At 59.8% G+C, this 26855-nt stretch carries 27 protein-coding genes; 12 read left to right on the top strand and 15 right to left on the bottom strand.

The genetic code is table 11. The features are described from left to right. Positions 1 to 30: 30 nt before the first annotated feature. Both QCL65_RS00505 and cls read right to left on the bottom strand, forming a co-directional pair. Positions 31 to 330, bottom strand: a complete 300-nt coding sequence (locus tag QCL65_RS00505) for a hypothetical protein (protein ID WP_407313808.1) — start codon at positions 328 to 330, stop codon at positions 31 to 33. Between the two features lie 129 nt (positions 331 to 459). Then, positions 460 to 1899, bottom strand: a complete 1440-nt coding sequence (cls, locus tag QCL65_RS00500; protein ID WP_407313806.1) for a cardiolipin synthase — start codon at positions 1897 to 1899, stop codon at positions 460 to 462. A gap of 153 nt (positions 1900 to 2052) precedes the next feature. On the opposite strand from cls, the gene QCL65_RS00495 reads away from it, so the two are divergent. Both QCL65_RS00495 and zigA read left to right on the top strand, forming a co-directional pair. Next, a complete protein-coding gene (locus tag QCL65_RS00495) occupies positions 2053 to 2571 on the top strand; it encodes a DUF3617 domain-containing protein (RefSeq protein WP_407313804.1) in 519 nt (172 codons plus the stop codon). 143 nt (positions 2572 to 2714) lie between these two features. Continuing rightward, positions 2715 to 3920 (top strand): zinc metallochaperone GTPase ZigA, encoded by a 1206-nt coding sequence (gene zigA / locus QCL65_RS00490; RefSeq protein WP_407313802.1) that lies wholly within the window; start codon positions 2715 to 2717, stop codon positions 3918 to 3920. 9 nt (positions 3921 to 3929) lie between these two features. On the opposite strand, the gene QCL65_RS00485 is transcribed toward zigA, so the two are convergent. Further along, positions 3930 to 4283, bottom strand: coding sequence for an NADH:ubiquinone oxidoreductase (locus QCL65_RS00485; protein WP_407313800.1), 354 nt, complete (start codon positions 4281 to 4283; stop codon positions 3930 to 3932). A gap of 30 nt (positions 4284 to 4313) precedes the next feature. Between QCL65_RS00485 and QCL65_RS00480 the strand changes: the two genes are divergently transcribed. Then, complete coding sequence (locus QCL65_RS00480; RefSeq protein ID WP_407313798.1) at positions 4314 to 5333, top strand: CobW family GTP-binding protein; 1020 nt, start codon at positions 4314 to 4316, stop codon at positions 5331 to 5333. Here the strand turns inward: QCL65_RS00480 and QCL65_RS00475 are convergent. Then, entirely contained in the window at positions 5330 to 5719 is a 390-nt protein-coding gene (locus QCL65_RS00475) for a DUF3301 domain-containing protein (RefSeq protein ID WP_407313796.1), read from the bottom strand. The two genes, QCL65_RS00480 and QCL65_RS00475, sit on opposite strands and share 4 nt — an antisense overlap. Before the next feature lie 117 nt (positions 5720 to 5836). Between QCL65_RS00475 and pdxY the strand changes: the two genes are divergently transcribed. Then, positions 5837 to 6709: a pyridoxal kinase PdxY gene (gene pdxY, locus QCL65_RS00470; RefSeq protein WP_407313794.1), complete on the top strand. Its 873-nt coding sequence runs from the start codon at positions 5837 to 5839 to the stop codon at positions 6707 to 6709. On the opposite strand, the gene QCL65_RS00465 is transcribed toward pdxY, so the two are convergent. Further along, entirely contained in the window at positions 6690 to 7175 is a 486-nt protein-coding gene (locus QCL65_RS00465; protein ID WP_407313792.1) for an acyl-CoA thioesterase, read from the bottom strand. The genes pdxY and QCL65_RS00465 overlap by 20 nt on opposite strands. Positions 7176 to 7420: 245 nt before the next feature. Between QCL65_RS00465 and QCL65_RS00460 the strand changes: the two genes are divergently transcribed. Then, positions 7421 to 9184, top strand: a complete 1764-nt coding sequence (locus tag QCL65_RS00460) for a cation:proton antiporter (protein ID WP_407313790.1) — start codon at positions 7421 to 7423, stop codon at positions 9182 to 9184. 18 nt (positions 9185 to 9202) lie between these two features. Here QCL65_RS00460 and QCL65_RS00455 read toward each other — a convergent pair whose 3' ends face one another. The 3 genes from QCL65_RS00455 to uvrD all read right to left on the bottom strand — a co-directional run bounded on the left by QCL65_RS00455 (position 9203) and on the right by uvrD (position 12944). Then, positions 9203 to 9610 (bottom strand): SMI1/KNR4 family protein, encoded by a 408-nt coding sequence (locus QCL65_RS00455; RefSeq protein ID WP_407313788.1) that lies wholly within the window; start codon positions 9608 to 9610, stop codon positions 9203 to 9205. Positions 9611 to 9728: 118 nt separating this feature from the next. Next, entirely contained in the window at positions 9729 to 10580 is an 852-nt protein-coding gene (locus QCL65_RS00450) for a Tim44 domain-containing protein (protein WP_407313786.1), read from the bottom strand. Positions 10581 to 10763: 183 nt separating this feature from the next. Next, positions 10764 to 12944 (bottom strand): DNA helicase II, encoded by a 2181-nt coding sequence (uvrD, locus tag QCL65_RS00445; protein WP_407313784.1) that lies wholly within the window; start codon positions 12942 to 12944, stop codon positions 10764 to 10766. Positions 12945 to 13117: 173 nt separating this feature from the next. On the opposite strand from uvrD, the gene hexR reads away from it, so the two are divergent. Together hexR and QCL65_RS00435 are read left to right on the top strand one after the other, a co-directional pair. After that, positions 13118 to 13984: a transcriptional regulator HexR gene (gene hexR / locus QCL65_RS00440; protein WP_407313783.1), complete on the top strand. Its 867-nt coding sequence runs from the start codon at positions 13118 to 13120 to the stop codon at positions 13982 to 13984. Positions 13985 to 14078: 94 nt separating this feature from the next. Beyond that, positions 14079 to 14288: a PA3496 family putative envelope integrity protein gene (locus QCL65_RS00435; RefSeq protein WP_407313780.1), complete on the top strand. Its 210-nt coding sequence runs from the start codon at positions 14079 to 14081 to the stop codon at positions 14286 to 14288. Here the strand turns inward: QCL65_RS00435 and QCL65_RS00430 are convergent. Beyond that, positions 14212 to 15192 (bottom strand): LysR family transcriptional regulator, encoded by a 981-nt coding sequence (locus QCL65_RS00430; protein WP_407313778.1) that lies wholly within the window; start codon positions 15190 to 15192, stop codon positions 14212 to 14214. The genes QCL65_RS00435 and QCL65_RS00430 overlap by 77 nt on opposite strands. A 186-nt stretch (positions 15193 to 15378) precedes the next feature. On the opposite strand from QCL65_RS00430, the gene QCL65_RS00425 reads away from it, so the two are divergent. Together QCL65_RS00425 and oadA are read left to right on the top strand one after the other, a co-directional pair. Continuing rightward, positions 15379 to 16794, top strand: coding sequence for an acetyl-CoA carboxylase biotin carboxylase subunit (locus QCL65_RS00425; protein WP_407313776.1), 1416 nt, complete (start codon positions 15379 to 15381; stop codon positions 16792 to 16794). Between the two features lie 72 nt (positions 16795 to 16866). After that, positions 16867 to 18672, top strand: coding sequence for a sodium-extruding oxaloacetate decarboxylase subunit alpha (oadA, locus tag QCL65_RS00420; RefSeq protein ID WP_407313773.1), 1806 nt, complete (start codon positions 16867 to 16869; stop codon positions 18670 to 18672). A gap of 46 nt (positions 18673 to 18718) precedes the next feature. Here oadA and QCL65_RS00415 read toward each other — a convergent pair whose 3' ends face one another. Both QCL65_RS00415 and QCL65_RS00410 read right to left on the bottom strand, forming a co-directional pair. Continuing rightward, positions 18719 to 19525 (bottom strand): amino acid ABC transporter permease, encoded by an 807-nt coding sequence (locus QCL65_RS00415; RefSeq protein WP_407313771.1) that lies wholly within the window; start codon positions 19523 to 19525, stop codon positions 18719 to 18721. Further along, positions 19522 to 20343, bottom strand: coding sequence for an ABC transporter substrate-binding protein (locus QCL65_RS00410; protein WP_407313769.1), 822 nt, complete (start codon positions 20341 to 20343; stop codon positions 19522 to 19524). Before QCL65_RS00410 ends, QCL65_RS00415 begins: the two co-directional genes overlap by 4 nt. Positions 20344 to 20454: 111 nt before the next feature. Here QCL65_RS00410 and QCL65_RS00405 point away from each other — a divergent pair, with 111 nt between their 5' ends. Next, positions 20455 to 21354, top strand: a complete 900-nt coding sequence (locus QCL65_RS00405) for a homocysteine S-methyltransferase family protein (protein WP_407313767.1) — start codon at positions 20455 to 20457, stop codon at positions 21352 to 21354. On the opposite strand, the gene QCL65_RS00400 is transcribed toward QCL65_RS00405, so the two are convergent. From QCL65_RS00400 to QCL65_RS00390, 3 genes are read right to left on the bottom strand one after another with little or no spacing between them, the layout of a single operon-like run. After that, positions 21351 to 22028, bottom strand: coding sequence for a GNAT family N-acetyltransferase (locus QCL65_RS00400; RefSeq protein ID WP_407313764.1), 678 nt, complete (start codon positions 22026 to 22028; stop codon positions 21351 to 21353). The two genes, QCL65_RS00405 and QCL65_RS00400, sit on opposite strands and share 4 nt — an antisense overlap. Beyond that, positions 22028 to 22483: a GNAT family N-acetyltransferase gene (locus QCL65_RS00395; protein ID WP_407313762.1), complete on the bottom strand. Its 456-nt coding sequence runs from the start codon at positions 22481 to 22483 to the stop codon at positions 22028 to 22030. Before QCL65_RS00395 ends, QCL65_RS00400 begins: the two co-directional genes overlap by 1 nt. Next, the gene (locus QCL65_RS00390; protein WP_407313760.1) at positions 22483 to 23124 is read right to left on the bottom strand and encodes an FMN-binding negative transcriptional regulator; all 642 of its coding nucleotides are present in this window, start codon (positions 23122 to 23124) and stop codon (positions 22483 to 22485) included. Before QCL65_RS00390 ends, QCL65_RS00395 begins: the two co-directional genes overlap by 1 nt. 91 nt (positions 23125 to 23215) lie before the next feature. On the opposite strand from QCL65_RS00390, the gene QCL65_RS00385 reads away from it, so the two are divergent. Together QCL65_RS00385 and QCL65_RS00380 are read left to right on the top strand one after the other, a co-directional pair. After that, on the top strand, positions 23216 to 24748 hold the full coding sequence (locus QCL65_RS00385) for a PLP-dependent aminotransferase family protein (RefSeq protein WP_407313758.1): 1533 nt from the start codon (positions 23216 to 23218) through the stop codon (positions 24746 to 24748). An 88-nt stretch (positions 24749 to 24836) separates the two neighbouring features. Further along, positions 24837 to 25739 carry a bestrophin family protein gene (locus QCL65_RS00380; RefSeq protein ID WP_407313756.1) on the top strand — a complete coding sequence of 301 codons (903 nt, stop codon included), beginning with the start codon at positions 24837 to 24839 and terminating at the stop codon, positions 25737 to 25739. 117 nt (positions 25740 to 25856) lie between these two features. On the opposite strand, the gene QCL65_RS00375 is transcribed toward QCL65_RS00380, so the two are convergent. After that, positions 25857 to 26849 carry an asparaginase gene (locus QCL65_RS00375; protein ID WP_407313754.1) on the bottom strand — a complete coding sequence of 331 codons (993 nt, stop codon included), beginning with the start codon at positions 26847 to 26849 and terminating at the stop codon, positions 25857 to 25859. Positions 26850 to 26855: the final 6 nt, after the last annotated feature.

Here is a 26855-nt window from a genome sequence, read left to right as displayed (position 1 = left end):
TCGCGCACTGGGTGGGCTGTGAGTGGCGCATCACTCCATGGGGTCCCCGATAAATGTGCTCAGTGGGTAATGATCATCGCTATGGAAGCTGACATACGCGCCCCTGACATTGATCCAGCATTCTTTGGCGTCGATCATCAGAACTTCACCGCTTTTGAAGGTGAGCCGGTGGGTCTGGTGATCTTGGTTATCGGTGATCTCGTGGCTAACGACATCCAGCAGGTTCATCAGCGCCAGCTTGGCCCCCGGTTGGTTGATAGTCAGGCAACTGGTGCGCCGGCTGGGGCCAAGCCGGCGCAGGGGGAAATGGATAGGGTTGTACTTATTCATGGCGGCCTTTGGTATCGGTAGGATAGGCGCCCATGGTTGTCCATTTGGCCAACGCCGCGACAGAAGAAAATTCCTACCGTTATGTGCGAATTACCCTGAATTCATCGGCCCAATATGCCATTGCCCTGGTTACAGGATCGGTGAGATCAACCGCGCGATCCGCATCCCGAGTTTTTGCAGGCGGTGGGTTTCCCGGCTGTCTTGGATGCTGACTTCCTTGGACTCGGCGAAGTCGGCCTCCAGCATGCTTTCAACTTCGCTGGCGAAGCGGCTGTCGACCGTCAGCAGCATGATTTCGAAGTTAAGGCGGAATGACCGGTTGTCCAGGTTGGCGCTGCCGATGGCGCTGATCTCGTGGTCCACCAGCACCACTTTCTGGTGCAGAAACCCTGGGGTATAGCGGAAGATCCTCACGCCTGCACGGACTGCCTCGAAAGCGAACAAGCTGGAGGCGGCATACACAACTTTATGATCGGGCCTGGACGGCAGCAGGATACGCACGTCTACGCCCCGCAGTACCGCCAGGCGCAGGGCGGCGGACACCGCTTCGTCGGGGATGAAATAGGGGCTGGTAATCCATACGCGGTGGTTAGCCGCGTGAATGGCCTCAACGAAGAACAGCGAGCAGGTTTCCTGGGGGTCGGCGGGGCCGGTGGCCAGGACCTGACAGAGTACGCCGTCGTCCTCATAGGTGTCGGGCAGGATTAGCGGCGGAAGTTCACGCGCGGCCCAGAACCAGTCTTCGGCGAAGGACTCCTGTAAACAGGCGATCACCGGCCCGCTGATCGCCACATGGGTGTCGCGCCACGGCGACAGCTTAGGGTTACCGCCCAGGTATTCATCACCGACGTTATGCCCGCCGATAAACCCTTTGACTCCATCCACCACAACGATTTTGCGGTGGTTGCGAAAGTTGACCTGGAAGCGGTTCAGCCAGCCGCTGCGGGTGGCGAACGCTTTGACCATCACCCCCGCTTCGCGCAGAGTTTCAACATAGCGACCGGGCAGGGCGTGGCTACCGACACGGTCGTACAGGACGTAAATCTGCACGCCCTCACGGGCTTTCGCCACCAGAGCTTGCTGCAGACGACGGCCAATGTTGTCGTCGTGGATGATAAAGAACTGAATCAAAATCACCTGGCGCGCTTCACTGATCGCACTCAGGATGGCGTCAAAGGTTGCTTGCCCGTTGACCAGCAAGCTGACCCGGTTATTGGCCAGGCAAGGCATGCGGCCCAGTTTGGGCATGGCCCTGAGGGACGTATACGCCAGCGACTCGCGGGCCGCCAGGGCTTCTTCGATCCATGGGCGCCAGTCCAGGTCAGCGATGGCGGTGTGCATCTCCCGGTTGGCTTGGCGCCGAGCATCGATGTACGCATCGAACGTGCTGCGGCCAAACACCAAGTACGGAATAAGCGCGAGGTAGGGGATGAACAGTAATGGCATCGCCCAGGCGATGGCGCCTTGGGCTGTTCTTACGGTAAACAAGGCGTGCACCGCGGCGATGATCCCGAATACGTGAATCAAACCGATGACGTAGCCGAAAAAGTACGGGCTGTGCAAATCCATGTTAACTCTCAATGGTGTTCTGGCTAATTAGCAGACCACGCTGGCCCCAGGTTGTCCCCATTTAATTGCATACTGCTGGCTGCAACGGAACAGGTTGCCGGGCGTCTAACCCTTTACCCCAACCTTGAGTCGAATTTGATAGGAGCGTGCTGCATGAATATTCGCTTTCCAGCAGTGGTTGCAGTGATGCTGGGGCTGTCTGTTTCCCAAGCGCAGGCGCAGATGCTGCAGCCGGGATTGTGGGAAATGACCACAAGCAATATGCAGGTGGACGGCAAGCCATTGCCTGATCTGCAGGTGATGTTGGGCCAGTTGAGAACCATGGCACCGGGCATGGAGAAAGTGCTGGCCGATCAAGGCATCACCGTGGGCGGCAAGGGTATCCGCTCGTGCCTAACCCCGGAGCAGGTCAAGACCAACGACATTCCTTTGCAAGACCCGCAGTCGGGTTGCACCCAGCGGATTACCGAGCGCAACGGCAACGTTTGGAAATTCCAGTTCAGTTGCCCTAAAGCCAGGGGTGCGGGCGAGGCGCGTTTCCTGAGCGACCGCGAATTTTTGACCACGGTTAACGGGACTTTCAATGCTTCTGGTGCTGAGCAAAAAGGCAGCATGAACACGCGTGCTGTCTGGTTAGGCAGTAATTGCGGCACGGTAAAACCCAGGAGCTGACGCGCTGCCTGCAAATGTTCCACGTGGAACAGCAGTAAGGTCGAGCAAATCGTTCATACACTAGCAATGTTATAGTGTAACATTGCGCAAGGCCGCTCCGCCCCGTGAGCCAGGCTGCCCGTGTGAACGATGAGGGAAGAATCATGCAAGACCGCCTGCCTGTTACCGTCCTGTCTGGCTTTCTCGGCGCCGGCAAAAGCACACTGCTCAACCACATCCTGCGTAATCGGGAAAATTTACGCGTGGCGGTGATCGTCAACGACATGAGCGAGATCAACCTGGATGGCGCTGAAGTGCAGCGCGACGTCAGCCTCAGCCGCGCAGACGAAAAGCTGATAGAAATGAGCAACGGGTGCATCTGCTGCACCCTGCGCGAAGACTTGTTACTCGAAGTGGGACGTTTAGCGGACGAGGGGCGGTTCGATTACCTGCTGATTGAGTCCACGGGCATCTCTGAACCGCTACCGGTGGCCGAGACGTTTACCTTTCGCGACGAGCACGGCCGCAGCCTGGCCGACCGCGCGCGGCTGGATACCATGGTCACGGTGGTCGATGGGGTCAACTTTCTGCCTGATTTCCAGGCGGCCATGGACCTGGCGTCGCGCGGTCTGGTGCTGGATGACGAAGACGAACGATCCATTACCGATCTGTTGATCGAGCAGGTCGAATTTGCCGATGTCATTCTAATCAGCAAGATCGACCTGATCAGCAGCGCACAGCGCGAAGAGCTGAGCGCGATCCTTCGCCGCCTGAACGCCACGGCGCAGATTCTCCCGATGGTCATGGGCCAGGTGCCCCTGGCGCGCCTTCTCGACACCCGGTTGTTTGATTTCGACAAAGCGGCCCAAGCCCCTGGCTGGTTGCAGGAGCTGCGCGGCGCGCACGTCTCGGAGTCCGAGGCGTATGGGATTGATTCAACGGTGTGGCGGGCGCGCCGCCCCCTGCACCCCCAGCGCTTTTATGAGTGGCTGAATAAGCCGTGGAGCAATGGCAACTTACTGCGCTCCAAAGGTTTCTTTTGGTTGGCGAGCCGTTTCCAGGAGGCCGGCAGCTGGTCGCAGGCCGGTGGCCTGGTGCGCCATGGTTTTGCTGGCCGATGGTGGCGCTTTGAGCCGCGTCAACACTGGCCTGAAGATGAGCAAAGTGTTGCGGCTATCAAGGCTGTTTGGGCTAACGAGGTGGGGGACTGCCGCCAGGAAATGGTCTTTATTGGCCAAGGGGTCGACTTCGTCAGGCTGCGCCTGGAACTGGATGCCTGCTTGCTCAACGATGCGGAGTTGGCCCAAGGCCAAGAACACTGGCTCACTTTGGCAGACCCCTTTGAGCCCTGGCACGACGCTGCTGCCTAACCGTTAAGATCAGGGCGTGCGCCAGGCGCCCTGGCTTTTTTGCTCGCAGAATGGCTTGAGGTAACGTGCATCGCTGGTGATGCCGTAATAGTGGATGTCTTGTCGATAGGGCAGGTTGTCGACCCGAGCATTTTCACACACCCCGAAAGCGCCTTTTGGGCACTGCTCGAGGGTCTGCACCTCGGTCTTTTGCCCGGGCAGTTCAGGTTTGCAAAAGCCCTCACGGAAGAGTTTTTCCGGAATACTACGGTTTTGCTGGCATACCCTGACGTCCAACCGCTCTGCCTGGCTATGGACCAAGCATGCCTGGGCCCAAGTATGGCCGGTGCTGGCCATCAATAGCAGAAAGCAGCAGAATCGCATCTAAATCACCCCCTCTATAAGCCTGACGCCATGCTGCAGAATATCCCCACTCACGTCATCGCCGGGCCCCTGGGAGCCGGAAAGACGACCCTAATCAAACAGTTGATTCAACAACGCCCAACGCATGAGCGCTGGGCGGTGTTGGTTAACGAGTTCGGTCAGGTTGGCTTGGACGCTGCACTGTTGAGCACGGCCGATGATGGTATCGCAATTGGTGAAGTCGCTGGTGGCTGCCTCTGCTGCGTCAATGGTGCGCCGTTCCAGATCGGCCTAGCGAGGCTGCTGCGCAAAGCGCGACCGGAGCGCATCTTCATTGAGCCCTCTGGCCTAGGTCATCCGTTAGCGTTACTGCACCAATTGCATCAGGCCCCTTGGCTTGGGGTGCTGGCGGTGCAGCCGCTGGTGATGGTGCTCAATGGCGAGGCGTTGCGGCTTGGGCAATGGCCTGTGGATAATCAACACGAGGCGCTGAGTCAGGCAGGCTCAGTGGTGGTTAGTCGTGCTACTGACCTCAGTGAGCAGGAGCGCCTGGGGATAACTTCGCGATTGGCGCCAGTACGAGCCCAGTGGCTCGGCGCTGAGGGGCTCAATTTAGAAGATTTACCCACAGCCGCGCCACTAAACACCGGTGCCGATGTGCATAACTTACCTTTGGCGGATGGCATGGGGGATCTATCCACAGTGTGGACAGATCCCCAACTGCCTATTTGCCAGGTTCATGCCCAGCCTCAAGCTTGGAGTATTGGCTGGCGCTGGCACCCCAATCAAATGTTCGATCTGAAGGCGCTCGCGGCCTGGCTAGAACAAACACCCTGGTGCAGGGCGAAGGCGGTTATCCACAGCCCCGATGGCTGGTATTCAGTGAATGCTGTGGCAGGCACTCCTGCGGCAGGCGTACCTGTGGCAGGCATCCCTGCGGACAGTGTTTCGCTGCATTGGCAACCAACCGAGTGGCGTCGCGACACGCGTCTGGAATTGATATTCACCTCGGTGCAATCCCAGGCCGCGTTGCAAGAAGGCTTCGCAGCCTGTAGAGCCGAAGCAGGCTAGGGCTTCCAGCGCTTGTGCTCTTGCCGCCACTGGCTCATTTCAACGACGTGTGCGCTGGGTGGAGTCTGGATTTGGATGGGGTAGGGGGCCAGCTCAATGTGCGCCGAATGCGCCCCGAATTGCGTGATGCTGCCCTGATGACGCTGCTCGCCGGTGACCGTGAACTCGAAGCCATACACCCGGGCCAAGCGTTTGCGGCCTTTGCCATCGTGCACGAACGCTAGCCGTTTAAAAGCGACGTTCTCGTCAAGCAGTTCGAGGTCCAGGGATGCGCAGTGGCGCTTGACCCGCTCCAGGGCTTTTTCACGCAAGCCGTGGTTGTGCCATAGCCAGGCGCAACCCGCCGCGAGCAGCATCAGCACAAACATATTTCCCAGGGTGAACATCGATCAGCGCTCCGACAGAGTAGGCCCAGCTTAACCGTGCGCGCACACTGTCGTACAGACGTTGTTTAGCGCCATACTGCGCGCCAGAATTTTCCATGATTGTTGCGGGATCCTTACATGAAACGTACGCCCCATTTGCTCGCCATTCAGTCCCATGTCGTATTCGGCCACGCCGGCAATGGTGCTGCCGTGTTTCCTATGCAGCGCATGGGGGTGAATGTTTGGCCGCTCAACACTGTGCAGTTTTCTAACCATACCCAGTATGGCCAGTGGGCGGGTGAAGTGTTGGCGCCTCAGCAGATTCCTGCGTTAGTGCAGGGCATCGCCGCTATCGGCGAGCTGGGCAATTGCGACGCGGTGCTCAGTGGTTACCTTGGCAGCGCCGCTCAAGGCCGGGCGATCCTTGAGGTGGTGCGGCAGGTCAAAGAGCAGAACCCCAATGCGCTGTACCTGTGTGACCCGGTCATGGGCCACCCGGAGAAAGGTTGTATCGTTTCCCCGGAAGTCAGCGAGTTTCTATTGGAAGAGGCCGCCGCGCTGGCGGATCTGTTGTGCCCTAACCAATTGGAGCTGGACAGCTTCTGCGGTCGCTCACCGAGTTCGCTGCAAGACTGCGTGGCCATGGCTCGCTCATTGCTGGCGCGCGGGCCGAAAGCGGTGCTGGTCAAGCACCTGGCGTACCCCGGCAAAGCGGCGGATCAGTTCGAAATGCTGCTGGTGAGCGAGCAGGGCAGCTGGCTATTGCAGCGGCCTCTGTTGGCGTTTCCGCGCCAACCCGTGGGTGTAGGCGACCTCACCTCTGGGTTGTTTCTCGCGCGCTTGTTGTTGGGTGACGAGCCCGTGGCGGCGTTCGAGCTTGCCGCAGCGGCCGTGCACGAAGTGCTGTTGGAGACCCAGGCCTGCGCCAGTTACGAACTCGAACTGGTCAGAGCCCAGGACCGCATCGTGCACCCGCGTTTACGCTTTGAGGCTATAAAGCTTCGCTCTTGATTTCCTGATAGCGTTTTTCCAGCTCCTGGCGTATCTGCCGGCGCTGCTGAGCCTGCACATAGCGGCGCTTCTGTTCGCCGTCGGTGGGCTGCAGGGCCGGCACTGCGGCCGGTTTGCGCTGGTCGTCCACGGCCACCATGGTGAAGAAGCAGCTGTTGGTATGACGCACCGAGCGTTCGCGAATGTTCTCGGTGACCACCTTGATGCCGACTTCCATTGACGTATTGCCGGTGTAGTTGACGGAGGCCAGAAAGGTCACCAATTCGCCAACATGGATAGGCTCGCGAAAAATCACCTGGTCCACCGACAGGGTGACCACGTAGCGCCCGGCATAGCGGCTGGCACAGGCGTAAGCCACTTCATCGAGGTACTTGAGCAGCGTGCCGCCATGCACGTTGCCAGAAAAGTTGGCCATGTCCGGGGTCATCAGGACGGTCATCGATAACTGGGCGTTTCCGGGTTCCATAGGGCGCTCACGTAGAAGGCAGAGGTGTTGGTGGGACACACCTTATAACGGTGCTTGCCCTAATCATCCGTGACGCCACCCGTGACGGCTGCGTCACGCTTATCGTGCCACTTCAGCGGACTTTTTGGGCTATCTGTTTCTGCATATTGCACCGGTCTTTCATTCCGTGTCGCGGTGTTACGCTGGGCAAGTCCAGGGAAATGGGCCGCTCGCCTACATTGTTTCGTCAGAAAGGAGACTTCGCCGTGCATGCCATTAGTTTCATTCAGGATTTGGCGGTGATCATGTTGGTCGCGGGGGTCGTGACCGTGTTGTTCCACCGGCTGAAACAGCCTGTGGTACTCGGCTACATCGTGGCCGGCTTTATCATTGGCCCACATACCCCGCCCTTCGGCTTGATCCACGACGAACAAACCATCAAAACCCTCGCCGAACTCGGCGTTATCTTCCTGATGTTTTGCCTGGGGCTGGAGTTCAGCCTGCGCAAGCTATTCAAAGTCGGCGCCACGGCTTTTATCGCAGCGTTTCTGGAAATCATCCTGATGATCTGGATTGGCTACGAAATCGGCCGCTGGTTTGGTTGGGCGACCATGGACGCCCTGTTCCTGGGGGCCATTCTGGCCATTTCCTCGACCACGATCATCGTCAAGGCATTGAATGACCTGAAGATGAAGAACGAGCGCTTTGCCCAGTTGATATTTGGCGTATTGATCGTCGAAGACATTCTGGGCATTGGCATCATAGCCTTGCTGTCAGGCATCGCTGTCAGCGGCAGCGTGAGCTCCGGTGAAGTCTTTTCGACCGTGGGCAAGCTGTCGCTCTTCATGGTCGTGGCTTTGGTCATCGGTATCTTGCTGGTACCACGCTTGCTGGCGTATGTGGCCAAGTTTGAAAGTAACGAAATGCTCTTGGTGACCGTACTGGGCCTTTGTTTCGGCTTTTGCCTGCTGGTGGTGAAGTTGGAATACAGCATGGTATTAGGCGCATTTCTGATCGGCGCGATCATGGCCGAGTCGCGTCAATTGGTGAAAATCGAGCGGCTGATCGAGCCCATTCGCGACATGTTCAGCGCGATCTTTTTCGTCGCGATTGGTTTGATGATCGACCCGCAGATCCTCCTGGATTACGCCTGGCCCATCGCGGTGATCACGGTGGCGGTGGTGCTCGGCAAGATGATTTCCTGCGGCGTGGGCGCCTTTATTGCGGGCAATGACGGGCGCACCTCGTTACGGGTGGGTATGGGCCTGTCACAGATTGGCGAATTCTCCTTCATTATCGCTGCCCTGGGCATGACCCTGCAGGTGACCAGTGATTTTCTCTACCCGGTGGCTGTAGCGGTCTCGGCCATTACCACGTTGCTGACCCCGTATTTGATCCGCGCGGCCGATCCGTTATCGAATCGGCTGGCCAATATCATGCCCACCCGGGTGGCGCGGGTATTTGGCCTTTATGGGGAGTGGCTACGTAGCATTCAGCCCCAGGGCGAAAGTGCGCTGCTGGCCTCGATGATCCGCCGCATCCTGCTGCAAGTGGGGGTGAATCTGGCGTTGGTTATCGCGGTGTTTTTCTGCGGCGCTTACTTTGCCGAGCGCATCGGCAACTACCTGAGCGCCTGGGTCGCAGACCCCAGTTGGCAAAAGGCCGCGATCTGGAGCGCCGCGCTGTTGTTGTCGCTGCCGTTCCTGATTGCGGCCTATCGCAAGCTCAAAGCGCTTTCCATGCTGCTGGCAGAAATGGGCGTGAAACCTGAAATGGCAGGGCGTCATACCCAGAGGGTGCGCCGAGTCATTTCCGAAGTTATCCCGCTGCTCTCGCTGTCGATGATCTTCCTGCTACTGGCGGCGTTGTCGGCGAGTATCCTGCCTACCACCGAACTGCTGCTGGTCATCGTGGTGGTGGCCGCCGTGGTGGTCGCCGTGCTCTGGCGCTGGTTTATCCGCGTGCATACCCGCATGCAGGTCGCCCTGCTGGAGACGTTGGGGAATCATGAGGACACCCACCACCACTAAGAGGCTGGGGCGCGGGGCTTAGCTTTCTAGCCACACATCCCGTGCCCAGTGCCATACCGATTCCCAGCTGTCTTCGGTCACCAGTTCCTCTTCCCCAGACCACAGCACCACGGTGCCGTCTTCTTCCACGCAGTAGTAGTCCTCGCCGTCCTGGCAGATCGGGATGAGTTCACGCGGTACGCCGATGTCCCAGGCGTTAGCGCAAACTTCCGGCAGGTAGGTATGGGACTGCGGGTCGGTGACGGTCACCGGCTCCAGGCTGCCGTAGACAACATCGCTGACAGTCAGCAAGTACTCCTTGAAGACGAACGGGATATTGATGAACAGCTGTTCTTCAATTTCGACCAACAGGTCCTCATCGGGAAGTTCCAGCGGAACAGGGACCGGTTCGTTGGCTTCACGGAGCTGTTCAATTATTTCTTCCACGGGTATGTCCTCTGAGCATTGTGCGCGGTGCGTTTTATACATTAGCTGGAAAATGATGCAATGATCAAAAAAGCAAAACCCCGGCCTGAGCCGGGGTTCTGTGTGCAGCAAGTAGGGGTTAGCCGTTTTGACGGATACCCGCAACCAGCCACGGCTGGTTTTCGCCCTGGGCACGTTCCATATTCCAGCTTTCGCTGAAAACTTCACCCTGGTCGAATCGAGAGGTTTTCGCCACGCCGCTGAAGGTCAGGGTAGCGATGGTCTTCTCGGCGCGGTCTTCGACACCGTCGAGCTGCACGTTCAAGTCGTCGATATAGGTGGACTGGAAGCCATCACCTAGGTCTGCACGTTCCTGCTTCAGCGAAGCCAGCATTTGCGGCGTGACGAACTCGGCGATCTTGTCCATCTCGTTGGCGTCCCAGTGCTGCTGCAGCGTCTGGAAGTGGTTGCGAGCGGCAGACAGGAAGTTCTGCTCGTTGAACCAGGCCGGAGCGTTGATCACGGGGCGTGCCGCAGCTGCGCCGCTGGCGCCACCGAAAATCGACGGCTGGGCGGGCTGCTGCTCGAAGTTTTCACGCTGGTACGGTGCACCACCGGCAGCGGCCATCTGCGGCTGCTGTTTGCGGCGGCGCGACTGGATGAACTTGAAGATACCGAAGGCGATCAGGGCCATTAGCAGGATATCGAGGATCTGCATGCCCTCGAAGCCGTCACCCATGAACATGGACGCCAACAGGCCACCGGCGGCGATGCCGGCCAATGGGCCTAACCAGCGCGAGGCGCCACTGGCGGCCGGGCGGCCAGCCTGGGCTGCGGTCGCTGCCGCCGGGGTGCTAGGCGCGGCCTGGCGGGTCTGGTGCATAGGCGCTGCGCCCATGCTCTTGCCGCCGCCCATGCGTTTGGCGTTAGCGTCGATGCTCAGCGTCAGGCCGATACACAGCGCCAGGGCGAAGCTAAGAAAACGTTGCATAGTTATTCCCAGTTGGTGGTTTGCACTGGGAGCCATGTTGCACAGGTGCATCGTGCCTGGCTAGCGACATAATGTTTCGAGCTTTTACGCAGATGCCACAACGGCCTTACAAGGTCTCTGGGCATGTATCGCCAAATCTTGTAGGACCGTTCCTTTTTTTGCTCGAATGCTCTTATCCCAGGGTCAGATTGCTTCCAGCTTGGCGTAACCCATCATCAGCCACTTGCTGCCCTCGGCGAAATTCACCTGGACCCTGGCTTGGGCGCCAGAGCCTTCGAAGTTGAGGATGACGCCTTCGCCAAATACCGAATGCTGTACCCGTTGCCCCAGGTTGAACTGGGTCTGCGGGATGTTGGCACCCGCAAACAGCGTGCTGGCCGGTTGTTGACCCGCGCTGAATGGCCGGCTGACGCTATTGGACAGGCGAACCTCCTGGATCAACCCGGCTGGGATCTCCCGGACAAACCGCGAGACCTTGTTGTAAGTCTCGCTGCCGTACAAGCGCCGCGTCTCCGCGTAGGTCATCACCAGGTTCTGCATGGCCCGGGTAATGCCGACGTACGCCAGGCGGCGCTCTTCCTCCAAGCGGCCAGGCTCTTCGAGGCTCATTTTGTGTGGGAACAGGCCCTCTTCCAAGCCGACCAGGAACACATAGGGGAATTCCAGGCCTTTGGCGCTGTGCAAGGTCATCAGTTGCACGCTGTCTTCGTGCTCGTCAGCCTGGGCGTCGCCCGCTTCGAGGGAAGCATGGCCGAGGAATGCAGCCAGAGGGGTGAGCTCGTCGTCGGCATCGGTGGTTTCGAAGTTGCGTGCCGCGCTCACCAGTTCTTCAAGGTTTTCTACCCGCGCCTGGCCTTTTTCGCCCTTTTCTTCTTGATGGTAGGTAATCAGGCCGGACTGTTCGATGACTGTCTGGGTCATCAAGTGCAGGGGCATTTCGATTACTTTTGCCGCCAGGTTCTCGATCAGCTCGACAAACGCGCCCAGGGCATTCGCTGCTCGCCCGGTCAGGCCTTTATTGACCACCAACTGGCGCATGGACTCCCACATGGAGACTTCAGCGTGGCGTGCGTGCTCGCGGATAGCTTCAACGGTTTTTTCGCCGATGCCGCGCGGCGGCACGTTGATTACGCGTTCCAGGGCGGCATCGTTGCCACGGCCATCGAGCAGACGCAGGTAGGCCATAGCGTTCTTGATTTCGGCGCGTTCGAAAAAGCGCTGGCCGCCATAGATACGGTAAGGAATGCGTTCGCGCAGCAAAGCTTCTTCAAGCACCCGCGATTGTGCGTTGGAGCGGTAGAGGATGGCGATATCGCTGCGCGCCAGGCCAGTCTTCAGGGCGCTTTCGATGGTTTCCACCACGTAACGCGCTTCATCGTGTTCGTTAAAGGCGGCGTACAAGTTGATGGGCTCGCCTTCGCTGCCGTCGGTCCACAGTTCTTTGCCCAAGCGCCCGCTGTTATTGACGATCAAGGCGTTCGCCGCCTTCAGGATGCCAGCGGTGGAGCGGTAGTTCTGCTCCAGGCGGATCATTTCAGAATCGGGGAAGTCGGCGGAGTACTGGTGGATGTTCTCGATTTTGGCGCCGCGCCAGCCGTAAATCGACTGGTCGTCGTCACCCACCACCATCAGGCTCTCGCCGCCTTTGGCCAGCAGGCGCAACCAGGCGTATTGCACGGCGTTGGTGTCCTGGAATTCGTCCACCAGCACATGCCTGAAGCGCCGCTGGTAGTGCTCGAGCAAGCTTGGGTTATCGCGCCACAGGTCCAGAGCTCGCAGCAGCAGCTCGGAGAAGTCGATCACGCCGGCTCGCTGGCAGGCGGCCTCATAGGCTTCGTAGATCGAGCGCATGGTCGCCAGGAACAAGTCGCCACCGGCTTGAATATGTTGCGGGCGCAGGCCTTCGTCTTTCTGCCCGTTGATGAACCACTGAGCCTGGCGCGCAGGCCAGCGTTGTTCATCCAGGCCCAGTTCGCGGATGACACGTTTCACCAGGCGCTGCTGATCGTCGCTGTCGAGGATCTGGAAGTTCTGGTTGAGCTTGGCTTCTTGCCAATGGGCCCGCAGCAGGCGGTGCGCCAGGCCGTGGAAGGTCCCGACCCACATGCCGGCAGGGTTTAGGCCCATTAGCTGCTCGATGCGATGACGCATCTCGGCGGCGGCCTTGTTGGTAAAGGTTACCGATAGCACCGAGTGGGGAGACGCCTGCACCACTTGGATCAACCAAGCGATACGGTGCACCAGCACTCGAGTTTTACCGGAGCCGGCACCGGCTAATACCAACTGACGGCCAACGGGGGCTGCAACAGCCTGGCGTTGGGCATCGTTGAGTGAGTTCAGCAGAAGGGAGAGGTCATCGCGCATCGAAGCATTTTAGGGGCTGCGACGAGTCTGGAGCAAACACCAGTTACGATCGGTAGCCTTTTGTTGCGGTTCTACGGAGCTTGATCGTTTAACTGGGCGCACGTGAGCGCATGTAGTATAACTACAAGCCAGCTACAACCACCCTCTGTCTGAAGATCTGACGAGTCCTGCCCTTGAATCTGTTGCAACACATCACTCAATCCCGCCACTTGCTGCGCAAGTCGGAGCTCAAGGTCGCCGAGCACGTGCTGCTAGACCCCGCGGCGGTGATGCACAGCTCCATGGCTGATCTGGCGCACAGTGTGGGCATCAGCGAGCCGACCATCGTGCGCTTCTGCCGCGCCATCGGTTGCAGCGGCTTCCAGGACCTCAAGCTGAAACTGGCGCAAAGCCTCGCAGCGGGCGCCAGCTTCGGTCAGTTCGCGATTCATGAAGACGACTCGGTGGCTGACTACAGCCTGAAAATCTTCGATACCACGCTGCACACTTTGATGGAGGTGCGCGAGCATCTCGACCCAGTTGCCTTGCAACGGGTGGTCAGTGCGATGTCCACCGCGCCACGGGTGGAGTTTTACGGCTTTGGCGCGTCGGGGGCGGTGGCGGCGGATGCCCAGCACAAATTCTTTCGCTTGCTGCTCACCGCTGCAGCCTATAGCGACCCGCACATGCAAGCGATGTCGGCGGTCACCCTCAAGCCTGAAGACGTAGCCGTGTGCATCTCGCAGTCCGGTCGTTCCAAAGACCTTTTGATTACCGCCAACCTGGTGCGCGAAACCGGCGCCACTTTGGTGACCCTGTGTCCGAGCCAAACGCCGCTGGCGGAATTGGCCACCATCAGCCTGGCCATCGATGTGCAGGAAGACACCGAGATCTATACCCCTCTGGCTTCGCGCATCGCCCACCTGGTGGTCATCGACGTGCTCGCCATGGGCGTGGCGATGGCTCGAGGGCCGGGGCTGGTTAACCACCTGAAAAGTGTGAAACGCAGTTTGCGCAGCCTGCGCCTGTCCCCCAAGTCGATCAAGCCCACCGAGGATTGACCGGGTTTAACAGGATGTTCATCTGCCTGCCCTGAAACCGTCATCGCCGCCCCGCACGCTACAACTCCGGTAATCGACCACTTGGAGACAGGCAATGGCGCGTTATTTCGATGGCTCGCAACAGGCAGTCAACAGTAAGACCCGGCGGCAGTTGGAAGATCAACGGCGCATGGAGTTTCGCCGGGCGATCGAGAGCTACTCCGAGCAGCGGCGGCTGCTACAGGAAATCACCGACTACCCTGAACATCAGCATTGGCAAGTTGCGACGGCGCCGGGCCAGCGAAGCGCTCAACCAGCGCACTGATCTGCGCCCGCTCGCTGCGTATAAAGGCTTGAAAGGCCAGCGCCACGGGTGATTGGCGCCTGGCCTTGGCTTGTACCACGCACCAGCTACGGTAAAGCGGCAGCTCTTGCACTGGCAGTTCGACCAGCAAGCCGCTACCCAGCTCCCGGCTGAGGGCGTGACGTGTCAGCAATGCCAGGCCCAGCCCGGCAATCACGCACTCGCGCTGGGCCTCTCCAGACGCCACCTCAAGGGTCTGGCTGAAGTGCACGCGTTTCTCTTTGAAATACTCCTCACAGGCTTTGCGCGTGCCCGACCCCTGTTCGCGCACCAGCAAGGGGTAGGGTTCAAGGTCTTGCAAGCGCAGGGTCGGTTGAGTGCAAAGCGGATGGTCAGGGGGCGCCACCGCGACGATGGGGTTGTTCAGAAATGGCGTGAACACCAAGCCCATGTCCTGCGGCACCATGGACATGATCACCAGGTCATCGCGATTGTCTGAAAGCCGGCGGATGGCCTGTGCCCGGTTGACCACGCTCAATTGCAGGCTGACATCGGGGTACTGGCGCCTGAACGCAGCAAACAGATGCGGCACGAAATATTTCGCACTGGACTCCACCGCCAGCTTTAACTGCCCTTGTAGCGAACCCTTGAGGTCGGTGAGCTGCATATCGAGGTTGTCCAGCCGCCCGAAAATATCCAGGCTAGCGCGTTGCAGCGCCTCGGCGGCCTCGGTCAGGTAAAGCTTTTTGCCCACATAGTCGAACAAAGGCTGGCCAATCAGCTCTTCCAACTGCCGGATCTGTAGGCTCACGGCGGGCTGCGTCAGCGACATTTCTTCAGCGGCGCGGCTGTAGGAGCGCAGATCGCACACTTCATTGAATATTTGCAGCTGGCGCAATGTGAGCCGCATCAAGGACTTACGCATGGTTTCCATATTTTCGCGATGAACCAGACGTAACTATAAGCTTTAGCTAATGTGTAACCCAACAAATCCTCATTTTTATTAATTCCTCCACAGGTCTAGTGTGAAGTGGTGACCGTGCTGCGACGTCCGGTCGCACGTAGGCCGGAAGTTTCCGGCCCGGTAGATTCATCGGTCGAGGAATAACCCGTGATAAAAAAGATCCTGATCGCTAACCGCGGTGAGATTGCCGTGAGAATCGTGCGTGCCTGCGCTGAGATGGGCATCCGTTCGGTCGCGATCTTCTCCGATGCCGACCGCCACGCCTTGCACGTTAAACGTGCCGACGAGGCCTATGGAATCGGTGCCGATCCGCTGGCCGGGTACCTCAACCCGCGCAAATTGGTCAACCTGGCGGTTGAAACTGGTTGTGACGCGTTGCACCCAGGTTATGGTTTTTTATCGGAGAACGCCGAGCTGGCGGACATCTGCGCCGAGCGTGGGGTCAAGTTTATTGGCCCTGCGGCGGAGGTCATCCGCCGCATGGGCGACAAGACTGAAGCACGCCGCAGCATGATCAAAGCAGGGGTACCGGTCACGCCGGGCACCGAAGGCAACGTTGCCGATATCGCCGAAGCCTTGCTCGAAGGCGAACGTATAGGCTACCCCGTCATGCTCAAGGCGACTTCGGGCGGGGGTGGCCGTGGCATCCGCCGCTGCAATAGCCGGGAAGAACTGGAGCAGGCGTTTCCGCGGGTGATTTCCGAAGCCACCAAGGCGTTTGGCTCTGCCGAAGTGTTCCTGGAAAAGTGCATCGTCAACCCCAAGCACATCGAAGCGCAGATTCTGGGCGACTGCTTTGGCAATGTGGTGCACCTGTTCGAGCGCGATTGCTCGATTCAGCGGCGCAACCAGAAACTCATCGAAATCGCCCCCAGCCCCCAGCTTACGCCCGAGCAGCGCGCCTATATCGGCGACTTATCGGTACGCGCGGCGAAAGCCGTGGGCTATGAGAATGCGGGTACCGTGGAGTTCCTGCTCGCCGATGGCGAAGTGTACTTCATGGAAATGAACACCCGGGTGCAGGTCGAGCACACCATTACCGAAGAAATTACCGGTATCGATATTGTGCGCGAGCAAATTCGCATCGCGTCCGGCCTGGCGTTGTCGGTCAAGCAGGAAGATATCCAGCACCGGGGTTTCGCCTTGCAGTTTCGGATCAATGCCGAGGACCCCAAGAACAATTTCTTGCCCAGTTTCGGCAAGATTACCCGCTACTACGCGCCCGGCGGCCCCGGCGTGCGCACCGATACGGCGATTTACACGGGCTACACCATTCCACCGTTCTACGACTCCATGTGCTTGAAGCTGGTGGTCTGGGCGCTGACTTGGGAGGAAGCCATGGACCGCGGCCTGCGCGCCCTGGATGACATGCGCTTGCAGGGGGTCAAGACCACCGCGGCCTATTACCAGGAGATCCTGCGCAACCCCGAATTCCGTAGTGGCCAGTTCAATACCAGCTTTGTGGAAAGCCACCCGGAACTGACCCAGTACTCGATCAAGCGCAAGCCCGAAGAGCTGGCCCTGGCCATTGCCGCCGCTATCGCCGCCCACGCGGGACTATGAATCAGCCGCTGTGAGTCACCAGCAGTCCCCTGTGGATAGCTCGGGGCTCGCAGCGCAACAAGGAGACCTCCAATGTCCAAGAAGATCCATGTTACCGACACCATTCTGCGTGATGCCCACCAGTCACTGCTGGCCACCCGCATGCGCACCGAAGACATGCTGCCGATCTGCGGCAAGCTCGACAAAGTCGGCTATTGGTCGCTGGAAGTCTGGGGCGGCGCGACGTTTGATGCGTGCGTGCGCTTCCTCAAGGAAGACCCTTGGGAACGCCTGCGCCAGTTGCGCGAGGCGCTGCCCAATACCCGCCTGCAAATGCTCTTGCGCGGCCAGAACCTGCTGGGCTACCGCCATTACAGCGATGACGTAGTACGGGCGTTCGTGGCCAAGGCCGCCGAGAACGGTATCGATGTGTTCCGCATCTTCGACGCCATGAACGATGTGCGTAACCTGCGGGTGGCGATCGAAGCGGTAAAAGCTGCCGGTAAGCACGCCCAGGGCACCATCGCCTACACCACCAGCCCGGTGCACACCATCGAAGCCTTCGTGGCCCAGGCCAAACAGATGCAAGCCATGGGCTGCGATTCCGTGGCGATCAAGGACATGGCGGGCTTGTTGACCCCTTTTGCTACCGGTGAGCTGGTGCGGGCACTCAAAGCCGAGCAGTCGCTGCCAGTTTTCATCCACTCCCATGACACCGCTGGCCTGGCTGCCATGTGCCAGCTCAAGGCCGTGGAAAACGGTGCGGACCACATCGACACGGCCATTTCCAGCTTTGCCTGGGGCACCAGCCACCCCGGCACCGAATCCATGGTCGCGGCGCTCAAAGGCAGCGAGTTCGACACCGGCCTGAGCCTTGAACTGCTGCAGGAAATCGGGCTGTACTTCTATGCTGTGCGCAAGAAGTACCACCAGTTCGAGAGTGAATTCACCGCCGTTGATACCCGCGTGCAGGTCAATCAGGTGCCCGGCGGGATGATTTCCAACCTGGCCAACCAGCTAAAAGAGCAGGGCGCGCTGAGCCGCATGGGTGAAGTGCTGGCAGAGATTCCACGGGTGCGCCAAGACCTCGGCTTTCCGCCACTGGTGACGCCGACTTCGCAGATCGTCGGCACCCAGGCCTTCTTCAACGTATTGGCCGGCGAACGTTACAAAACCATCACCAATGAAGTGAAACTTTACTTGCAGGGCGGCTACGGCCAGGCGCCTGGGCCTGTCAACGAACAGCTGCGGCGCCAGGCCATTGGTAGCGAAGAGGTCATCGATGTACGCCCGGCCGACTTGCTCAAGCCGGAAATGACCAAGCTGCGCGGGGAGATCGGGGCCTTGGCAAAGACCGAGGAAGACGTCCTGACCTACGCCATGTTCCCCGACATCGGGCGCAAATTCCTTGAGGAACGCGAAGCCGGCACCCTGAGCCCGGAACTGCTACTGCCCATTCCAGAGCCGGGCACGGTCACATCGGCCAGCGGCGAGGGCGTGCCCACCGAGTTCGTTATTGACGTGCATGGCGAGAGCTATCGGGTCGACATCACCGGCGTGGGAGTCAAGGCCGAAGGTAAACGGCACTTCTACCTGTCCATCGACGGCATGCCGGAAGAAGTGGTGTTCGAGCCACTCAACGAGTTTGTCGGCGGCGGCATTGGCAAGCGCAAGCAAGCGTCTGAACCGGGCCATGTCAGCACCAGCATGCCGGGCAACATCGTTGATGTACTGGTCAAAGAGGGCGATACGGTCAAGGCTGGGCAGGCGGTCCTTATCACCGAAGCGATGAAAATGGAGACCGAAGTGCAGGCGTCCGTGGCCGGCAAGGTCACGGCCATTCATGTGGTCAAAGGCGATCGGGTCAACCCGGGTGAGATCTTGGTCGAGATCGCTTGACCGAGGCGGGGCCAGCGCTAGTACGCTGGCCCCGCAGCGTGACACTTCAGCGCACGTAAGCCTTGCCGTAGTGCCGCTCCATGCGTGCCTGCAGCAGTTCCAGGGCAATCGACAGCACCCAGTAGAGAATCGCGGCGGTGCTCAGCATCTCGATATAGCGATAGCTCGAACGCCCGTAGGACTGCGCCAGAAACATCACCTCCCACACCCCCATGACTGAGATCAGGGAGGAATCCTTGAGCATCGAAATGAACTGGTTGGTGGTCGGCGGAATGATCGTACGCATGGCCTGGGGCAAGGTGATTTGCCAGAAAATCACCCGGGGGCTCATACCCAGTGCCATGGCTGCCTGGGTTTGCCCGGGGGCGACGCCGATAATGCCTGCGCGAAAGATTTCACTCAGGTAGGCGCCGTAATTCAGCGAGAGGGCAATGATGCCCGCGGTAATGGCCCCTGGCACCACGCCCAGTTGCGGCAACCCCAGATAAATCAGCAGGATCTGGATCAACAACGGCGTGCCGCGAAAGAACGAGGCATAAAAGCTGGCAATGCCGAACGCCACCGCACTGTGCGACAACCTACCGAGCGCCGTGATGAAGCCCAGCGCTACCGACACCACGATGGAGCACAGGCAAAGAAATAACGTCAGCGCCGCACCCTGCAGAAAGCCGTTGGGCGCCAGGTGCAGCCCCACCAGGTTGGGCAGTTTGTCCAGAATGATCGACAGTTTCAGGTCGAAACTCAGGAAAAAACCGGCGAACAGCACGAACAGGGCTGCCCACGTGAGGTACAGCCGTGTGCGAAAACCGAATACCCGCTGTAGGCGCGAACGTGGGGGCAGGGGAGCACTCATTTGCTGATATCAGCGCCGATCCATTTTTGCGAAAGTTTGCTCAGGGTGCCGTCGGCTTTCAGCTCGGCGAACACCTGACGCACCTTGGCGTTCCACTCGGCGTCGCCTTTTTCGATGGCCACGGCGTTAGGCTCTTCGTAAAGCGGCGCGCCGGCAATTTTGAAGCGTTTGTCTTGGTTCAAGCGCGGTTGCGCGGTGACCAGGTTGGTCAGCAGGGCATCCAGGCGTACTCCGGCACCCAGGCCCAAGTCCTGGAAGGCCACGTTGTCCGTGTCATAGGGGGCGATCTGTACGTCTTCGAACGGGTAGCTCAGAGGCGTGTCTTCAGCCCCTTCGATGACCAGGTTTTTGTTCAGATAGCTCTCATAGCTTGACGCGCTGGTCAGGCCAACCTTTTTGCCGCTCAGGTCTTTAGCCGAATGGATGCGGTCGTCTTTGGCGTTGACCACGATTACCGCCGGTGACGCGTAGTATTGCACGGGGAAGTCGAACACTTCGGCGCGTGCTTTGCTCGGGGTCATGGAGCATATGCAGATGTCATATCGCCCGCTCCAACGGCCTGCGGCAATGACGTCCCACGACGGCGTTTCCAGCTTCAGCTTAACCCCCAGTTTTTGCGCGACCGCTTTAGCCACGTCAACGTCGAAGCCATCCAGTTGGTTCTGCTCGTTAAGAAAAGAAAACGGTGGGTAACTTTCCATCAGCACCCCCACCAGTTCTTTGTTCTGCTCCACGCGCTGCAGTGTGGCTCCCGCCAGGGCTTGGGTGGAAGCGGTGATAGTCAACAGGGCAATGCCCAGAACGGCGCGAAGTTTCACAAAGATCACCTGGAATAAAATGGTTGTAAGTAATAGTGGGTGGTGTATTAAATAGTTCTAAGAGAACAACTCATAGTGAGTTTTTTTCATAATCATAGAAGTAGAAGTTATATGACTGAAAAACCCGTAGTGATTCTTGATGGTGGTATGGGCCGAGAGCTGCAGCGCCGTGGCGCGCCGTTCCGTCAGCCTGAGTGGTCGGCGCTGGCGCTTAGCGAGGCGCCCGAAGCCGTAGAGGCGGTGCATGCCAGTTATATTGCCAGCGGCGCTCAGGTCATCACCACCAACAGTTATGCGGTCGTGCCTTTTCACATCGGCCAGCCGCGGTTTGCCGCTGAAGGCCAGCAACTGGCCGAGCGCGCCGGGCAGTTGGCGCGTAAGGCGGCCGATGCTGCGCTGGAGCCGGTGAAGGTGGCGGGCTCGTTGCCGCCGTTGTTCGGTTCATATCGGCCAGATCTGTTCGATGCCGACCGGGTCGACGAAGTTCTCCTGCCATTGATTGCCGGCCTGGACGGCTATGTCGATTTTTGGCTGGCTGAAACCCAAAGCGCGATTGTCGAAGCCAGGGCCATTCGCGAGCGCTTGCCGTTAGACGGTAAAGCCTTCTGGCTGTCCTTCACGCTTAAAGACGAAGACACCGACGAAGTGCCCCGCCTGCGTTCGGGTGAGCCAGTGGCGGAGGCTGCTGAAGCCGCCGCGCAAATGGGGGTGGAAACCTTGCTGTTCAACTGTAGCCAGCCGGAAGTGATCGGTGCCGCAATCGATGCCGCTCGCCAAACGTTCGAACGGTTAGGCGCGGATATCGCCATTGGCACCTATGCCAATGCGTTCCCGCCTCAGCCAAAAGACGCCAAGGCCAACGACGGCCTGGACGAACTGCGCGAGGACCTCGACCCGCCCGGCTACCTGCATTGGGCGCAGGACTGGCGCCAACGAGGCGCCAGCCATATCGGCGGGTGCTGCGGTATCGGCCCGGAGCACATCAAAGTGCTGGCCGAACGCTTGCGTTAAGCCTGGCCGCGCAATTGCGCCAGGGTTTTGCGCTGGCCGCCCGCGACTTGGTTGTCCTCGGCCAGCCAAGCCTCGAAGGCCTTGTCGATGGGTGGCCATTCGCTGTCCATGATGGAAAACCACGCGGTGTCGCGGTTCTTGCCCTTGACCACCATGTGTTGGCGGAACACGCCCTCAGCGCTGAACCCATAGCGTAAGGCGGCGTTGCGTGAGCGCATGTTGGCGTTGTCGCATTTCCATTCCACCCGGCGGTAGCCCTGGGAAAAGGCGAGCTTGGCCAATAGGTAGATGGCCTCGGTGCCTTTGGGCGTGCGCTGCATGGCCGAGCTGAACGCCACATGGCCGATTTCGATGCGCCCGTGGGCCGGTACGATGGACATCAGGCTGAGAATGCCTTGGGCCTGTCCGGTTTCCAGGTCTACCACACAGAAACCCAGTGGGTCGTTGCTCATCGCATAGCCATCGAGCCAAATGTCGAAGGGCTCGCGCTCGACGAAAGGTCCGTAGGGCAGGTAGTCCCAGAGCTTTTCGTCACAGCCGGGGCCGATCAGCACGTTCCACAGGTCTTCACTGTGGCGCCTGGGGTCGAGCTTTTCCAGGCGAATGAAGCGGCCGGTCTGGCTATCGGGAATCGGGGCGTGGGCAGGCTGCCAATTCAAGGGGGTCGTAGACATCAATGCTCCTGAAGCGCGTGACGGAATTGAATTAAACCGGGGCGTTCGGCGATGTTCTGGTACAGGGTTATGGCGGTTGCATTGGTTTCGTGGGTCAGCCAATGCACTTTGCTGCAACCCGCCGTCCTGGCAATGGCGTAGACATACTCGATCAAGCGTCTACCGATCCGCTGGCCGCGCAGGCCCTCGAGGACGAGGAGGTCCTGTAAGTAACAGGAATTTTCCACCGCCCAGCATGACCGATGATAGATGAAATGGACCATGCCCACCGCCACTTCGTTCCGCCAGGCCAATGCGCCATGGACTGGCTCGGCAGGGTCGAGCATACGCAGCCAGGTGGTTTCGCTTACCGCCCTGGGTATCTCGACCTGATAGAAGCCTTGGTAGGCCTGCCACAAGGTCAGCCAAGCAGCGAAGTCCTCGGCGCGCACAGGTTGGATCGTCAGGTCATTCATCAGGGTTGCCTCGAATCGATATCGATCAAATGGGCCAGTGCCCGTTCTGTGGGCTCATCGCTGTCGGTAAGCGCCGCCTTGACCCCGGCGATGTCTGCGTTCGAGCGGTTTTGGCTGAGTTTGCGTTTGCCTTCGAGGCGCTCGATGGGCAGTGAAAACCCGACGATGGCCTGCAACATGCCGGCGATGTAATCCGCCGGGGCGTCTTTTACCGCCCATGGCTGCGGCCTCGGCCCTTCGAAACGGTCCGTGAGCTGGCTGACCAGGGTGTGCAGGCGTTGGGCATGGTCGAATACTTCAGGGCGGCCGTAGGCATGCACCGCCACGTAGTTCCAGGTGGGCACGACCTTGCCATGTTCGGCCTTCGCCGGGTAGAAGCCTGGGCTGATATAGGCCTCAGGCCCTTGGAAAATCACCATGGCCTCAGCGCCTGCGGCCAATACCTGCCACTGCGGGTTGGCCCTGGCCAGGTGGCCGCTGAGCGTGCCATGGGGGCCTTGGCCAGGGTCGAAGAGCAGCGGCAGGTGGCTGGCTTGCAAGCCTGCGGCGCCGTGGGTCACCAGTGTCGCTAGCCGCGACTGAGCAATGAACCCATGCAACTGGGCGGTATCGGCAAACGCGAAGGCGCGGGGTGTGTACATGACGGGCATCCTGAGCAGTGACTGGCTATCCTAGACAGCACATTGGACTGTTGTAAGGTCCATTACCGGCGATTTTCAGGGAGCCATTCAGGTGACTGCACTAGGTGTTGACCCCACAGGTATCAGCCTCGACCGTACCTTGGGCGGCTTGAGCCGGCAGCTTTATCAAGCGCTGCGCGAGCGCATGTTGGATGGGCGTATGGCAGCAGGCACGCGGCTGCCCGCGAGCCGAGACCTGGCGGCCGCTTTGGGAGTGTCGAGGAACACGGTAGTGCGAGCGTTCGACCAGCTCTACGCCGAGGGTTTTGTCGAAGGTCTGGTGGGCAGTGGCACCTATGTCAGCGCGCTCAATAAGCCCCCCGGGAAATTATCCACAAATTCATCCACAGGGTTGCGCACAGGCTTATCAACAGGTTTATCCACAGCGCATGATGATTTCTCCAGCGGCTTGGCAGTTTTAGCCCCGTTGCCTAGCCGCCTGGGCCCAACGCCTCTGGCGCCTTTGCCAAGCCCTCGGCAGGGGCCGCCACAGGCATTTCGTTTAGGCGTGCCTGCCGTGGATTTATTTCCCTTCGCCCAATGGGCAAAGCTCCAAGCGCATTTTTGGCGAAACCCCGATCCGACCCTTTTGGGCTACGGCGACCCTGCCGGTTACAGGCGATTACGCGAACTGATCGGCGCGTATTTACGCGCCTCGCGCGGGCTGAACTGCACCACTGAACAAATAGTGATCACCACCGGCGCACAGCAGGCGATCAGCCGTTGTGCACAGCTGCTGTTGAGCCCCGGCGATAGCGTAGCTGTGGAAAACCCAGGCTACCGGGCGGCGGCTCACGCCTTTGCGGCAGCGGGGGCGCGGTTACAGGGGGTGGGAGTGGATGCGCAGGGCCTAGATTGCGCTGCATTGCCGCAGGACAGCGATTGCCGCCTGGCGTATGTCACGCCCGCCCATCAATACCCCACGGGTGTCACGTTGAGCCTGGCACGGCGTCTGCAATTGCTCGCCTGGGCCGAGCGGGGCCGGCGATGGATCATCGAAGACGACTACGACAGTGAGTACCGCTACAGCGACGCGCCCTTGGCCCCATTGGCGGCGTTGGACCGCGCGGGCCGGGTGATCTACGTAGGGACCTTCGGCAAGGTAGCGTTTCCCGCGCTCAGGCTGGGCTATCTGGTGTTGCCGCAGCCTTTGGTCGAGCCGTTTACCCAACGCCAGGCGACGGACATCCGCCACTGCGATACAGCCAGCCAGGCGGTCATGGCGGCTTTTATGGCGGCCGGGCACTTTCAGCGGCATATCCGGCGCATGCGCAAGGCGGCGTTAAGCCGGCGCAATGCCCTGATCGCACAGTGGCCAGCAAGCATCGACGGCTGCGCTGCGTTGCCTGCGATCCATGCCGGGCTCCACGTGAAGATCGCCGCGCACTCCTTTGCCAGTGAGCAGCGCCTAGTGGCACAGGCCGAACAGGTGGGTGTCGAGGTGACGGCGCTTTCGGATTATTGGTTGCCAGACAGCACGACGCCTGTGGATGACCGCGCGGGTTTGCTATTAGGGTTTGCGGCGGTCGAGGAGGGTCGCATGGCTGAGGCCATAGAGCGGCTACGGTCAGTCTGGTGCGGCTAAGGCTGGATTTTTTACGCGGCCGCGCGAACCAAAACGAGCTTTTGCTATTCGAAGCCAGGCAATACTCTTTTTATTGCGGGAGAAGCCCTTGCAGCGTGCCATCGTCAAAAAATTCCGATTCGTCATCAAAACCATTACGTATGTCGGCTGGTCGTTATTTTGGCTGCTGATCTGGGACGTTATCGTCACCGCCGACTTTATGCTGTTCCTGGACCGCAAAATCAGCCTGCCGTCATTGCCACTGACCCTGCTCGGCTCGGCATTGGTGGTGCTCACCAGTTTCCGTAACTCCAGTGCCTACAACCGCTGGTGGGAAGCGCGAACCTTGTGGGGCGCTCTGGTCAACAACTCCCGCAGCTTTGCCCGGCAAGCGCTGACATTGATCGAAGATGACTCGGGGATGAACCCCATCAAAGAAGTGCTGTTGCACCGCCACGTAGCCTATGTGCGGGCGCTGGCAGCGCATCTCAAAGGCGAGAGCTGCCCGGAAGCCATCCGCCACCTGATCACTGAAGAAGAGTTCGCCCTACGGCACGACACCAATAACTTCCCCAACGATATCCTGACCGGCTCGGCGGCCTTGCTGGCCAAGGAATATGAAGGCGGGCGCCTGGACAGCATTCGGCTGGCGCGCATCGAGTCCACCCTGGTGGAAATCTCCAATTGCCAGGGCGGCATGGAGCGCATTGCCAATACGCCCCTACCGTACCCATACGTGGCGTTTCCGCGGCTGTTCATTACCTTGTTCTGCCTGATCGTACCCATTGGCTTGGTGGAAACCCTGGGCTGGTTTACCCCACTGGCTTCGACCGTGGTAGGTTTTATGCTGTTGGCGATTGAAAAGATCGGGACCGACTTGCAGAGCCCGTTCCGCCCCAGCGAACATGAGATCCAGACGACAGCGCTGTGCGACAACATCGAGAAGAACCTGCAATCGATGTTGCGCGACGTCGAAAAAGACCGCGGCCTCATCAACGTCGACCGCGCGTAGGAGCGGGCTCGCCCCCGATCTTTTCATGCGGCCGAAGATCAAAAGATCGGGGCCAAGGCCCCTCCTACAGATTGCGTATGAATTGTAGGAGGGGGCTTGCCCCCGAGCTCTAAACCGTCAGGCAAGTTCGCCGCAGAGGTCGAGCTCGACCAGGCGGCGCACCTCTGCCACCGGCAAGCCAGCGCCCAACAAGGCATGCAGCTTGCCGAACGAGGCCTCACGGGTCATCCCGCCGCCCGACAGCACCCCTGCATCGCGCAGGCGGCTACCAGCTTCGTAAACATCCAGCTCAACCCCGCCCTCATGGCATTGCGTGATCGCCACGATCACCACACCGCTTTCGCTGGCTTGCTTGAGTGTGGCCAGAAATAACGGGTCGTCGCTCGGCCCGGTCCCACTGCCATAGCACTCCAGAATCAGCGCTTGAATACCACCGGCGAGCACCGCGGCCAGCACCGATTGCCCAGCGAAGCCTGGCACCAATGGCAACACGGCGACGTCCGCCGCTTGTTTCGGCGTGCGGTAGTGCAGGGCGTCTGGCAGGGCGTCGAGCAAGGGCCCGCCGCCATTGCGTTGTAGAGTGGCGAAGGGCTTGCGGCCAAAGCTACGAATTTTCGCGCAGCGCGTCGGTGCGAGCATTTCCCCATGGAAGTACAAGTGCACCCCCGGCGCCAGGCCCTCACCCAGCGCCAGCAGCGCGCCGTTGAGGTTTTCCCAAGCGTCGCTGCCTTCAACGCCGGCCGGCAGCATGGACCCGGTGAACACCACCGGGGCCGCTAGGCCCAGTAGCTGGAAGCTCAAGGCGGCGGCGCTATAGGCCAGGGTATCGGTGCCGTGCAGCACCAGTACCGCGTCGCAGCCATCGCGGTCGACGGCTTCGACGATTGCCTCGCGCAGCCGCTGCCAGTAAGCCGGGGTCATGTTCGCACTGTCGATCAAAGGCAGCAGTTCACGAAAGCTCCAAGTCGGCACTGTAAGGTCGGGCCGAGCACGCAATTGTTCAGCCATGCGCTGCTCGAAACCCGACGCCGGGGCCAGGCCCTGGGCGCTGGCCTGCATGCCAATCGTGCCGCCGGTGTAGAGCACGCGCACGTGCTGAGCAATGATCATGTCGGC

The organism is Pseudomonas sp. nanlin1 (assembly GCF_045571515.1).
Lineage (GTDB): Bacteria > Pseudomonadota > Gammaproteobacteria > Pseudomonadales > Pseudomonadaceae > Aquipseudomonas.
Note: the sequence above shows the minus strand (reverse complement) of the source record. Positions and strands in the feature narration are given on the sequence as shown.

Bases quoted from the DNA above. Each gene is read 5' to 3' on its own strand.
- QCL65_RS00505 (WP_407313808.1), bottom strand. From the start codon at position 330: ATGAATAAGTACAACCCTATCCATTTCCCCCTGCGCCGGCTTGGCCCC.
- cls (WP_407313806.1), bottom strand. From the start codon at position 1,899: ATGGATTTGCACAGCCCGTACTTTTTCGGCTACGTCATCGGTTTGATT.
- QCL65_RS00495 (WP_407313804.1), top strand. From the start codon at position 2,053: ATGAATATTCGCTTTCCAGCAGTGGTTGCAGTGATGCTGGGGCTGTCT.
- zigA (WP_407313802.1), top strand. From the start codon at position 2,715: ATGCAAGACCGCCTGCCTGTTACCGTCCTGTCTGGCTTTCTCGGCGCC.
- QCL65_RS00485 (WP_407313800.1), bottom strand. From the start codon at position 4,283: ATGCGATTCTGCTGCTTTCTGCTATTGATGGCCAGCACCGGCCATACT.
- QCL65_RS00480 (WP_407313798.1), top strand. From the start codon at position 4,314: ATGCTGCAGAATATCCCCACTCACGTCATCGCCGGGCCCCTGGGAGCC.
- QCL65_RS00475 (WP_407313796.1), bottom strand. From the start codon at position 5,719: ATGTTCACCCTGGGAAATATGTTTGTGCTGATGCTGCTCGCGGCGGGT.
- pdxY (WP_407313794.1), top strand. From the start codon at position 5,837: ATGAAACGTACGCCCCATTTGCTCGCCATTCAGTCCCATGTCGTATTC.
- QCL65_RS00465 (WP_407313792.1), bottom strand. From the start codon at position 7,175: ATGGAACCCGGAAACGCCCAGTTATCGATGACCGTCCTGATGACCCCG.
- QCL65_RS00450 (WP_407313786.1), bottom strand. From the start codon at position 10,580: ATGCAACGTTTTCTTAGCTTCGCCCTGGCGCTGTGTATCGGCCTGACG.
- uvrD (WP_407313784.1), bottom strand. From the start codon at position 12,944: ATGCGCGATGACCTCTCCCTTCTGCTGAACTCACTCAACGATGCCCAA.
- QCL65_RS00435 (WP_407313780.1), top strand. From the start codon at position 14,079: ATGGCGCGTTATTTCGATGGCTCGCAACAGGCAGTCAACAGTAAGACC.
- QCL65_RS00430 (WP_407313778.1), bottom strand. From the start codon at position 15,192: ATGCGTAAGTCCTTGATGCGGCTCACATTGCGCCAGCTGCAAATATTC.
- oadA (WP_407313773.1), top strand. From the start codon at position 16,867: ATGTCCAAGAAGATCCATGTTACCGACACCATTCTGCGTGATGCCCAC.
- QCL65_RS00415 (WP_407313771.1), bottom strand. From the start codon at position 19,525: ATGAGTGCTCCCCTGCCCCCACGTTCGCGCCTACAGCGGGTATTCGGT.
- QCL65_RS00405 (WP_407313767.1), top strand. From the start codon at position 20,455: ATGACTGAAAAACCCGTAGTGATTCTTGATGGTGGTATGGGCCGAGAG.
- QCL65_RS00400 (WP_407313764.1), bottom strand. From the start codon at position 22,028: ATGTCTACGACCCCCTTGAATTGGCAGCCTGCCCACGCCCCGATTCCC.
- QCL65_RS00395 (WP_407313762.1), bottom strand. From the start codon at position 22,483: ATGAATGACCTGACGATCCAACCTGTGCGCGCCGAGGACTTCGCTGCT.
- QCL65_RS00390 (WP_407313760.1), bottom strand. From the start codon at position 23,124: ATGTACACACCCCGCGCCTTCGCGTTTGCCGATACCGCCCAGTTGCAT.
- QCL65_RS00375 (WP_407313754.1), bottom strand. From the start codon at position 26,849: ATGATCATTGCTCAGCACGTGCGCGTGCTCTACACCGGCGGCACGATT.